This window comes from Spirosoma montaniterrae (assembly GCF_001988955.1).
GTDB lineage: Bacteria > Bacteroidota > Bacteroidia > Cytophagales > Spirosomataceae > Spirosoma > Spirosoma montaniterrae.
The window spans coordinates 3,840,042-3,851,615 of record NZ_CP014263.1 but is presented as its reverse complement, the minus strand read 5'-3'; the positions used below and the strand labels follow the sequence as shown (position 1 = coordinate 3,851,615).

Annotated in this window: 8 protein-coding genes; 1 reads left to right on the top strand and 7 read right to left on the bottom strand. The window is 50.9% G+C overall.

The features are described 5' to 3' along the window. Positions 1-2: 2 nt before the first annotated feature. From AWR27_RS16625 to AWR27_RS16605, 5 genes are all read right to left on the bottom strand, one after another. Entirely contained in the window at positions 3-2,192 is a 2,190-nt protein-coding gene (locus AWR27_RS16625; RefSeq protein ID WP_077132204.1) for a GumC family protein, read from the bottom strand. A gap of 10 nt (positions 2,193-2,202) precedes the next feature. Then, a complete protein-coding gene (locus AWR27_RS16620) occupies positions 2,203-2,913 on the bottom strand; it encodes a TolC family protein (protein ID WP_077132203.1) in 711 nt (236 codons plus the stop codon). A 238-nt stretch (positions 2,914-3,151) separates the two neighbouring features. Continuing rightward, positions 3,152-4,378, bottom strand: a complete 1,227-nt coding sequence (locus AWR27_RS16615) for a glycosyltransferase family 2 protein (RefSeq protein WP_077132202.1) — start codon at positions 4,376-4,378, stop codon at positions 3,152-3,154. 161 nt (positions 4,379-4,539) lie between these two features. Further along, a complete protein-coding gene (locus AWR27_RS16610) occupies positions 4,540-5,316 on the bottom strand; it encodes a lipoprotein signal peptidase (RefSeq protein ID WP_077132201.1) in 777 nt (258 codons plus the stop codon). 116 nt (positions 5,317-5,432) lie between these two features. Further along, a complete protein-coding gene (locus AWR27_RS16605; protein WP_077134038.1) occupies positions 5,433-6,668 on the bottom strand; it encodes a proline dehydrogenase family protein in 1,236 nt (411 codons plus the stop codon). A gap of 274 nt (positions 6,669-6,942) precedes the next feature. On the opposite strand from AWR27_RS16605, the gene AWR27_RS16600 reads away from it, so the two are divergent. Continuing rightward, positions 6,943-8,040 (top strand): chorismate mutase, encoded by a 1,098-nt coding sequence (locus AWR27_RS16600; RefSeq protein WP_077132200.1) that lies wholly within the window; start codon positions 6,943-6,945, stop codon positions 8,038-8,040. Between the two features lie 106 nt (positions 8,041-8,146). On the opposite strand, the gene AWR27_RS16595 is transcribed toward AWR27_RS16600, so the two are convergent. Beyond that, on the bottom strand, positions 8,147-9,088 hold the full coding sequence (locus AWR27_RS16595; protein WP_077132199.1) for a DUF4249 domain-containing protein: 942 nt from the start codon (positions 9,086-9,088) through the stop codon (positions 8,147-8,149). 3 nt (positions 9,089-9,091) lie between these two features. Then, entirely contained in the window at positions 9,092-11,530 is a 2,439-nt protein-coding gene (locus AWR27_RS16590; RefSeq protein WP_077132198.1) for a TonB-dependent receptor, read from the bottom strand. Positions 11,531-11,574: the final 44 nt, after the last annotated feature.

The following is an 11,574-nucleotide window of genomic DNA, read 5'->3' as shown; positions in this document are numbered from 1 at the left end:
GTTCACAGATCATTACGGTGTGGTTGCAACGAGCGTGCGGACCGAGACGAAGCCCGTTTTTCATCGGATAGAACAGTTACGTCGATGTGGTTGCCGACTACATTGTTCAGAATCAGCAGGATAGGTTGGTTCGTGACCCGTTCATACAGCGTTAATAACTGTTTTTCGGCCCGGCTCCATTTAGTATTGGCGTCAACAATCAACAAAGATAATGCGCTGTTTTTGAGCAGGTAAACCGGAATCTGATTGTTAAGCAGATTGGGTAACTCAAATACGATGCGGTCGTACTGCGATGCCTCGAAACCGGCTTCGTGGTCAATGAGATAGTCGAGATTAGTCACGTTCATGAAGTCGGGCCGGATGGTATACGGGAAATAGGTTACGCCGTTTTTAAATTCCCGTTTCTCTTTGCCCGTAACACGCGGGTAGCAATAGGCAACCTGCTGATCGGCAGCCGCGTAGAGCGTATTCAGCCCGTCGGCTATCCATGTTTTCCCCTGTTTTGGCGGAATGCTGAACAGCGTTATAATCGGCGGATACGGTTTGGCCGTGACCTGCGCAATCTCAATGTTTATGGCGTTGAACAACTGCTCAAACATACTCCGCGTAGTTAGCGTAGCGTTCGAGAATACGTTTGGCTTTTTCACCGTTGGGAATAGGGCGGTTACGGGCATTCCAATCATCGATTCAGCCTGTTCGGGCGAGTTGATGCGTTTGTCGAGCCAGAACCGCAGTGCCATCAGCAACATCGCCAGAAAAATGCCGACTCCGATACCAATAGCCACCAATTGCCAGCGTTTGGTAGGCTGCGGCAGGAGGGGGTAATCGGGCGCGTCGAGAATGGTCATCGTACCACCAATTTTCACGTCCTGACGGCGCGTTTGCGACATGTCGACGTTTTGGAGCAGGTCGAGGTATTCTTTTTCGGAAACGCTCAATTGCCGTTGAAGCTGTCGAAGCTGTGATCCTAAGGGAGTATAGTTATCGGTTTTTGCCTGATACTCGCCCATTCGTTCCCGATACGTTTCTAACCGGGCCGATGATTCTTCATACTCCAGCATTTTCGCCAGCCGGTCGTTGGCAATGGTCTGCTGCGGAACGGCATCGCTCGTACTGGTTACGGCGTCATATTTCTGTGCGCTGATTTTCAGTTCTTCAGCCGCCTGATTCACCGTTGCCTGCAATCGGTTGATAACGCTTTTGGGCTGGCCGTAGGCGCGGGCATTGGCTAACTGATTCTCGGCTTCGCTCAGCTTTTTCTGCTTATTCGTTAAATCGTTTGTGGCGGCTCTAACGGTGCTCTGCTGCCCAGTGCGTTTGTCAAGGGCGTCGAGCGCGGCCTGAGCCGCATTCCGGCGCATCAATTCCTGGTTATATTCGTTCACCATCGACTCGCGCGAGCTGGCTACGTTGCGGGCTTCTTCATCGAAGTCCAGAACGCCATGCTGTACATTGAAGGCTTTCAGCGCGGCTTCGGCCTGATCGAGTTTTTCCTTTGCTTTCTGGAGCTTACCCTCATAATAGCCAACCACCGAATTGGTTTCGGTGGTTTTCAGCGTCGAATAGCGGTCGTTCAGGAATTTGATGGCGTACCGAACCGTGTTCTGCGCCACGCCCGGATCGTCGGTTTCGTATTCCATCAACAGCACGTCGTTGGTGGCTTTGCGGGAGGTGGCTTTTATCTTCTCAGTCAACTGACCAAGCGAATAATACGAATCTGATTTCAGCAATAAATTCTTAATGGCATTGTCGCCCGTCGATTTTGCCATATTGTCGATTGCCATCCAGAGCGTATCGCGGTCGCCTTCAATGGGTAACTGCATCCTGACATCCATTGGAACGGCCTGTTGGAGCATCAGAAAACCCGGCCCTCCCAGTACTAAACTATCTGGCTGTTGCAGGCGCAGGTGATCGGTTAACAGGCTCACGCTGACGTTCGTCATGGTTTCTTTCGAATACAACGTGGTCAGCATATTGTCGAACGCGCTCGACGACTGATCGCTCATCAGGCCACCCTTATCGGTCATCAGCGAGTAGCCCGACGATAAACCCGTGTACAAGGTTGCCTGCGATTTATAAACTTTCGCTTCATTGCGTGTTGTGTACCAGGCAACTGTCCCAGTGATAGCGGGCAGCACGACAAACCAGATTAAATGCTGCTTCAGCAGACGAAGAAATGCCGAGATATTCATACGATGCTGATTAATATCGTTTTAGCCGCTGGATTGGGACGCCCAGCATTGCTTCGAACGTGTGAATATTTTTTAGAAAAGTACCTTTTCCTTCTTCTGAAGACGCCTTGCTCTGGTAATAACGCGAGGTGGCCGATGCGAGCGTTTCGAGCGTACCGCGCCCTTTCTGATTTTCGGCTTCGGCCAGGCGCAGGGCCGTCAGAGACGCCTGCTCTTCCATAATCCGCACTTTCAGAATTTGCTGCGACGTAATCATGTCCTGGTATAGTACAATTAATTCGCGACGTAGCATCAACTCTGCCAGGTCTTTCTGGGCTATGGCTGCCCGGTGATTATGATAAGCCTGCCGAACGACGTGTTTACGGCCAAACAAATCAAATAGCGAAATACTGGCACTTACCCCGGCCCGGTAGCCATTGGAGAACTGACCTAATGGATTCTGATTCAGGTTGGTGTTTGGATCGCCAACGGCAACAATCGACTGATTTCCACCTGAATAATTGGCAAAACCCGATACATTCTGTAGAAGTTGCGCTTTCGTCATGGCATAGGCCGCTTCGAGAGAACTGGTTGTTTCGTTTTGCGATCTGATAAAAGGAGAATACGCAATCGCCAGTTTCATCAAGTCGTCAAAAGGCAGCAATTGCACTGCAATGTCCTGATTGACATCCAGGTACAATGTATCGTTGGATAACCCAGCCGATTTGCCGAAAGAGACCATGCCTCTGGCTCCCCGGCTTTGTCCGTAGCTTATGGAACCTCCCACAAAGAAAAGCAGCAAAACGAACAACCAATGAAATTTCACAATTCGGCTCACAACTCGTAACAGTGATTAACGTTTACGTTTAGTAGATTCAGATTACAAAAAGGCTCTTTTTATGGGTGAAATAGGGAACTCGAATGGAATATAGTATGCAGAGAGATAATTCGTCCACAAAATACATCTTAACTTATGACTTTCATAGACTTGTTTTGTCACGCGCCGAAACCGGTACACTCGCTGGCTGATGCCCGACAGTAGCCGTATGTGGCGTGTGCATGAAACTCCTGAATGCTTTCTGCATATTAAGAATAGCCCGCCCAAAACTGATCATTAGTTTAGGCAGCAGCAACAACTCGCGAACAGTAAGCTTCTGACGCAGATAAGCAGGTATCGAGATCAGTAGACTTACGCAAAGTGTAAGCAGCATAGCCGCCGGTAACATCCAGAGCCAGTTGTCGGCGGCAAACAGCCCGGCAACGCTCAGCAGGATGAGTACGCCCAATAACAGCACACGCGGCACAATCACAGCCCGAAAGAGTCCCAGCACTACCTCGAAGCGGCCTTTCAGCAACTCGTTACACCCAGTTTTGTAGTTGTGAACAAGAAACTGCAATTGTGCTGCAATCCAGCGGGTACGCTGGTTTTCAAAAACCGCCCGCTGGGCAACCTTCTCGTCGTAAACATACGCCTTTTCGAGGTAAGCAATTGACTGTCCGTTCAATACAATGTTCATCTCCAGCTCTTTATCATACCCACCCATCGTGACCGACGTTGTCATTGCCTGTTTCATAAGAGCCGTATCGAAGGCCATGCCTGATCCGATTACTGGCGACGATAACCCCAATGCGCGGCTTCCTTTTCGGAATATACTGTTGTTGATCTCTTCGCTGATCGCATCGAGCACTGCCACGCTCGTGTTTGTGTTTTTGGCAACACGGTGCCCCTGAATGGCCTGCCAGCCCTGCGCGAATGCTTCATTTACCCGACTCAGAAAATCGACCGCCAGCAGGTTATCGGCATCGGCTACAGCAATAATGTCATAATCGGTTGTCTGAATCTGGTCTAAGGCTGTACGAATGGCTTTCCCAACGGTCGATACTGGAAATGAAACCTCGAAAACACGCACCGGCAACGTACCAAGTTGGGCAAGTGTATCTGGCTGCAACGAGTCGGCAATTACAATCAGGTCGAATCGATTGGCTGGATAATCCTGTCTCAAATTAGCTAAAACCGAGTCAACAATAACAGCGTCTTCTTTGTAGGCCGGAATCAGGACGCCTATTTTTCTATGAGTATCTACGGTTGTTGTAGTTAAATCATCAGCATTACCAATCCGTCCTGCTACCGCGAAGACGCAGATATACAGTACGTTGAGTAACAAAAAGAATAATAAAAATCCGTAGAGAACGTAAAAAATAACCATGACGCAACGTCACCGCTGAAGGTAGACTGTTTTCTGAAACATGAAGTCATACTTTTAGACGCGCGTTCTATGAAAAGTCAACTAAAAAAAATGCAAAAAGTCCACTATCTATTAAGCGGACTTTTTGCATATGAAATATTATTATTTTTATTGATAAAGTTTTATTTTACTTGATCCTGCTCGTCGGATTGAGCCGAAGATGGCGTGGGTTCCGGGTAGGGTTCATTAGGAATGTTCAAAACGTTGTCCGGTGTTTGAGCAACAGTTGGTTCGTCGTCTGTCATAGCCATAGGCATCACAGCGGCATTCGTAGCATCGGGGCCGGAAGTTGGCAGAAGCCCGCTATCGTCGGCAGGACGTTCACCAAAAAATTGTCGCTGAAAGAATAAAATCAGGCAAACACCGATAAAAATACAGGAGTCGGCTACATTGAAGATGGGCGTTGAATAATATTGACCGCCCCAAACCGGCACCCATTCGGGAATAAATCCTTCCCAAACGTCCACAAAAATCATATCGATTACCTGCCCATGAAACCAGGGCGTGGGAGAACCGTAGGGAGCATTGTTCAGAAAGACGCCGTAAAATGTGCTGTCGATCACGTTACCAACAGCCCCCGCCAGAATCATTGCCATTGCCCATAGCAAGCCATTTGGTGCACCCCGATGGGCCAGATACACCAGATAATAGCCAATGCCAAACATGGCGAACAGGCGAAATACGCTCAGTAGCAACTTACCGTACTCGTAGCCAAGCTGCATACCAAACGCCATGCCCGGATTAAGCACGTAATGAAGTTTCAGCCAGTCGCCAATTAGTTTAATCTGCCCGGCAAAACCGGGAGCCATATAATAATGAACGGCCAGTTTAACTCCCTGATCGAGCGCGATTAAGACGAGCGTCAGTATAAAAAATTTAAGCGGGTTTTTACGAATCATGAAAAAAAGTCAGGCACAGCCCCGAAACTATCAGCAACCCGGCTGTGCCAACTCTAAAGTGAAAAAAAAGCACAGCCCGACGATGGTTACGACCGAAGCTGTGCCTGAGAACTGGGTTAAATTTTACAGCCTTTTCGGCGTTTCAACTCATTACTGATCAACGTAAATTCGCGGCTGCTCTGTCCGGCAATCGACTTATTTTCGTCGGCCCGGCGGAACAGGTACGGCATTACGGCTTCAACCGGCCCATACGGTACGTATTTTGCTACGTTATAGCCCGCATTCGCCAGATTGTACGAAATATTGTCGCTCATGCCCAACAGTTGCGCAAAGTAAATATGCGGGTCGTTGGGAGCAATGCCAAGCCGGTTCATTTCCTGAACACAGTACTGACAACTGTACTCGTTATGCGTGCCGAGACAGATCGATACCGTATCGCGGTTGGCAAGGCAGAAATCGATGGCAGCGTTGAAATCGTGGTCGGTTGCTTCCTTATCGGGCTGAATAGGGTCCTGATACTCACCCTCGTGCGCCCGGAGTCGTTCTTTTTCTAAGTAAGCACCGCGCACCAGCTTGGCACCGAGGAAGTAGCCCTTGGCACGAGCCTCTTCGGTATCGCGCCGGAGGTGGTCGAGGCTTTCCCAGCGATACATCTGGTAGGTGTTATACACAATGGGACGTTCGTGGTTATACCGGTCCATCATCTCATAGGCCAGCGTATCGATGGTGTCCTGAATCCAGCTTTCTTCGGCGTCGATGAAAATGCGGACGTTGCGTTCACTGGCACGACGGCAGAGCGTATCAACCCGTTTCAGCACCCGGTCGAAAGCGGCTTTCTGCTCTTTATTGAGCGAATCGCCAATTTGAACCGCTTCGAGCAGTTCGGTCGAGGCAATACCCGTCACTTTAAAAACAGAGAAGGGTATATCTGCCGACTCGCTGGCCCGCTCGATGGTACGCAGAATTTCGAGGGTCGTTTCATCAAAACTTCGCTCAGTGTCTTCGCCTTCTACCGAATAATCGAGGATGGTGCCGACATGGGCATTGTGAAGATATTGAATTGTTTTTTCCGCGTCGCGAATGCTTTCTCCCCCACAGAATTGTTCAAAAATCGTGTTTTTGATGAGGAATTTGATGGGAAGACGCAGGCGTAGCGCAATCTTTATGAAAAAAGTCCCTACATTTACCAGCCATCCCTGATTCATCAACGCAAACAGCCAGTAGGTTTTTCGGAGTTTAAAATCCGACTGAGCCGAAAAAGCAATTGAGGTATCTTCAAAGGAAACAGGTCGGAAGTTACTCTCGGCCACGTTTGGTTTTACTCCGGTAAGACCCTGAACAGTTTCCGGCATTAGATTACTTCGGTTCGACATATCAGTGCTCCGTTTGGGCGGTGCTACTTCCATAGCGTTAGGTGCGCGTCGGTTAAAACGACCGAAATGTAAAACAAATTTCGGTGAATCGGTTCAACTCCTCAGCGCGGCTTGTTCAACAAACTAAAAAGATAACAAAACAAATGGCAAAATGGGTCTGAAACACAGCCGATTTTACCTGCAAATATACCATAAAAACAGATTCAAAGTTCCCTACCGAGTAGCCTGACTACTCACTATTTACGCGTTACTTATGAAAGTTGACTTAGCCGTAGAGCCGCTTGAGTCGTGGATTGAGACAAACGGCAAACCACTCATTATCGCCGGTCCGTGCAGTGCCGAGACCGAAGAACAAGTTGTTGGAACCGCACGCCAGTTGAAGGCACTCGATGCGGTTCATGTGATCCGGGCGGGAGTCTGGAAACCCCGTACCCGGCCCGGTAGCTTTGAAGGCATGGGCGAGGCCGCCCTGCCCTGGATTCAGCGTGCCAAAGCCGAAACCGGCCTGCCATTTGCCGTTGAAGTTGCCACGCCCGAACATATTGAACTGGCCCTCAAATATGGGATCGATATCTTGTGGATTGGTGCCCGAACCACCGTAAACCCGTTCAATGTGCAGGAAATTGCCGACGCGCTGCGGGGTGTCGACGTGCCGGTACTGATAAAAAACCCGGTAAATCCCGATTTGGCCCTGTGGGTAGGTGCGTTCGAGCGCATCGCAGGAGCCGGTATCAGTAAGTTGGGTGCCATTCACCGGGGCTTTGCCACGGGCGAAGCTACCAAATACCGCAACGTGCCGATGTGGCAGATGGCTATCGAACTGAAGTCGATCTTCCCGCAGTTGCCCATGATTGGCGATCCGAGCCACATGGCCGGTAAGCGTGCCTACCTCAACGAACTGGCGCAGATGGCGATGGACCTCAACTACGACGGTCTGATCGTTGAGTCGCACATCGACCCAGACAATGCCTGGAGCGACGCAGCCCAGCAACTGACGCCCACGGCTTTTGGCGACATGCTCGACCACCTGCAAATTCGCCAGGTCGATTCGGCTAACGTTGAATTTCAGAGCTTTATGGAGCAGTCGCGCCGAAATATCGATAACGTCGACCGGCAGATTGTTGAGATGTTGGGTGCCCGCATGGCCCTCGTTGAACGGCTGGCCGAATACAAACGCGACAACAACGTAACGCTGTTTCAGCCCGACCGTTGGAAGGAGATTCTGAAAACACGCACCGAACTCGGTAAAAAGCTGAATCTGTACCCCGAATTAGTGGAAGAAATCTATAAGATTATCCACATGGAATCGATTCGGAAACAAACCGAAGTGATGAATAATCAAACGGCTTAAGAAGGAGTTATAGAGTTTTGACACAGAGATGCACAGAGAATAAAGGAGATACACTGAGAACTCGGCGAATCTCTTTTAACCTCTGTGCATCTCTGTGTTATAACTCCTACTTCAACTCTACCGACAGCGTGCTTTTATTGAATGCGCCGAAGCAGCCGAGACCATTCTGGATGTTGCTCGGAATCAGGACCGGCTCAGCAAACGGGTTTTCACCAACGCGATTTTGCCGCTCCACGGCGTCGTGGTAGCGATAATAATTTTCATCGACGTTGAGCAGGTAGCCGTTCACTCTTCCGGTAGGCCGACTAACCTGCTGCTGACCATTCTGCCAGATATAAGCTACAGACAGGCGACCCCTCCCTGAAACAAATTCCTGCCCGTCGCGGCCCACGTCAGTAGTCGTAGAACCATTGTCGAAGAACCAGTTGCCTGTCTGCCGGATTAGTGTATCTCGTGATGGCCTGTTGGGCGAGCCGCCAGTTCGACTCGTATATACATATTCATTATTACCCGCAACCCGGTAATAATTGACTTGTCCTGCCGGGTCGCGCCAGCGCAGGCGAGCATAATACTCTTTCCGGGTACGCCCAAACTCATTCACCACTGCCGAATCTAAAGTCATGCTTTGTAAGGCCACCGGCCCAGGCACGGTGCAGGTAGCCGATACCTGCCGTCCGTCGGGAACACGCACTGTAAGCGTGTAGGTGCGGCCTACCACGATGGGTAGCTGAGTAGGGGTAGCCCGGTAATAGAGATAGCCAATCTGCTGGTTAAAAGCCCGTTGCAAGGTTACGGACCGATCACCGTCTGAAAGCGTTACGGTGGCATTGGGAATATCGGGCTGGCTGGAGTTAACCGTTCCCAGCACAGGCGACGACCGCGATACGCGAACGGCAAGCACAGTATCTTGTGGCGAAATAAAACAGGCTACCACCAATTTTTCCGGTTCCTGCGTCAGGCCCTTTGGCTCTACCTCCTGCCGTAAACTATCGCAGCCGGTAAGTAGTAGGCCCACCACTATTGTATAAATCAGGTGATTGAAACGCATGGTCTAAAACTTGAAATTATAGCTGAACGATGGAACGATGGGAAACACCGAGAAACGGAATAATCCCGTTCGGCTGGGCTGATTTGGCCCCTGCGATACTGTTTCGAGTTGGTAGAAGAACGGATTCCGGCGATTGTAGAGGTTATACACGCTGAACTCCCAGGTCCGCTCGTGCCGCCGTTTCTGCTTGTGAAACTGTAGCGACAGATCGAAACGATGGTACGCTTCGGCCCGGAAACTGTTTTTCTGTTGCCCGTAATCGCTAACCGTTGCGCCAAAATCGAAGAGCGGAGCGATAAGCGTAGGTACGTTTGACCGGAACGACGAGATTACGCCCGGTTCGTGCCGATACGCGCGGTAATTGGCAATCGGCACGGTCAGCGCATTGCCCGTACCATAGACCCACGTACCCGACAGCGTAACGCGTTTGCTGATTTCGTAAATGCCCACCACCGAAATGTCGTGTCGGCGGTCGTAGCGGGGGAAGAAGGGTTTGCCGCCGTTGAGTTCGGGAAACTGCCACTGCGTCCAGGAAAGCGTGTAGCCGAGCCAGCCCGAGAGCCGCCCGGTTTTGCGCTGAAGCAGCACCTCGGCCCCGTAGCTCCAGCCCTTGCCCGCCGTTACGTTGTCTTCCCAACGCACCCGCTCGGCAGACGTTGGATCGTCGATGAGCAGGAAACTGGCTCCTTCGCGGTAGTTGATAATGTTCTGCATCGTCTTGTAGTACCCCTCTACCGTGAGAGCGAAGCCAGGCCCCAATACGAAATTGTCGGAAAAGTCTTTGGCAATGCCAGCCGCTACCTGCCGCGATTGCTGCGGAGCAATACGGTCGGTGGTAGGCACCCACAGGTCGGTGGGCAGGCCAATACCGGTGTTGCTCAGCAAATGAATGTATTGGTTCATGGTGGCGTAGGATGCCTTGGCCGACAGACCCGGACGTAGCTGATACGAAGTCGACAGCCGGGGTTCGGGCCGCAGATACCGGGCCGAACCTTGCAGAAACATACTGAGCCGCAGCCCGCCGTTCACGCGCCACTTCTCGTTGGGTCGCCAGGTATCTTCAGCGTAAATGCCCGATTCAACGGCGTTAATGGCTTCTACATCGCGCCGAAATTCGTCAATCAATGCATTCTGAACCACAACTGCGCTCGGTGTGAAGCGGTGAAAAGTGGTTTGAGTGCCAAACCGCAGCGAGTGTGTAGGCGACGGGTAGTAATCAAAATCGAGCTTGGCCGACAAATCGCGAATGCCCGACGTATAGCGCAGCGAGGTGTTCAAATCACCCCCGCTGCCAGTGCTGGTCTCATCCGACGAAATCTTAAACTCGTAATCGCTGTAAATGAGCGACAGGTTTGAAAATAGTTTCTGGTTAAAGAGGTGATTCCAGCGGAGCGTACCGGTGGCGTTACCCCAGCCAATGCCCACGTCAGTGCCTTCTTCAGAGTCGCGGGCGTAGAAGCGGTCGCGCCCAAAATAACCGCTCAGGTAAAGTTTGTTCTTTGGTCCGAAATCATAATTGGCTTTGGCGTTGAAATCGTAGAAATAGTACCCGGCCTGAGTCTCGCCATCGGTTTGCGCCCGGATGAGCGGAGCCGCCACAATGTCGAGATACGTTCGGCGACCCGATAGCAGAAAACTTCCTTTTTTATTTTTGGTAAAAGGGCCTTCGAGCGTCAGTCGACTGGCAATCAGGCCGATACCGCCCTCGCCGTGCAGCTTCTCTTTGTTGCCGTCTTTCATATTCAGCTCAATTACCGACGACAGCCGCCCGCCATATCGTGCCGGAAAGCCGCCTTTGGTAAGCTCAACGCTTTTGAGGGCATCGCCGTTGAAAACCGAGAAAAACCCAAACAAGTGACTGGCGTTATAGACCGTGGCCTCATCCAGAATAATGAGATTCTGATCGGGGCCGCCCCCGCGCACATAGATACCGGTTTGCCCTTCGGAGCCTTTCTGTACGCCGGGCATCAGTTGCAGCACCCGCAATACGTCTTTCTCGCCCAGAAAGGCCGGAATTTTTTTAATCTGCGATACCGGCACGTCGATGCGGCTCATCTGTGGTGTTTCGCTGATGCGTTCTTCGGTCCGGCTCGCCTTCACCTCTACCTCCGACAATACCCGCCCCGGCGTCAGCGAAATGCTCAACGTGGTGTTTTGCCGTAGACTAACGGTGCGCTCGATGGGCGTGTAACCAACAAACGAAAATGCCAGCCGAACACTATCCTGCGTGGGTAGCGTGAGTGAATAAAAGCCATACGTGTTGGTCGTGGTGCCGGTTGACGTGCCGGGTAGATAAACATTGACACCAATAAGTGCCTCCTGACTGCCCATTTCGCGCACGTAACCGCTGACAGTAGACACGGTTTTTTCGGATCGCGATTGGGCTGATACTGAGTATGCAAGTAAGAAAAAGATACCTAAAGTATATAGTTGAATGCGCATAAACTACATTGTTTGACGTAAAAGAGTAACAAAGTAGGCAAAAG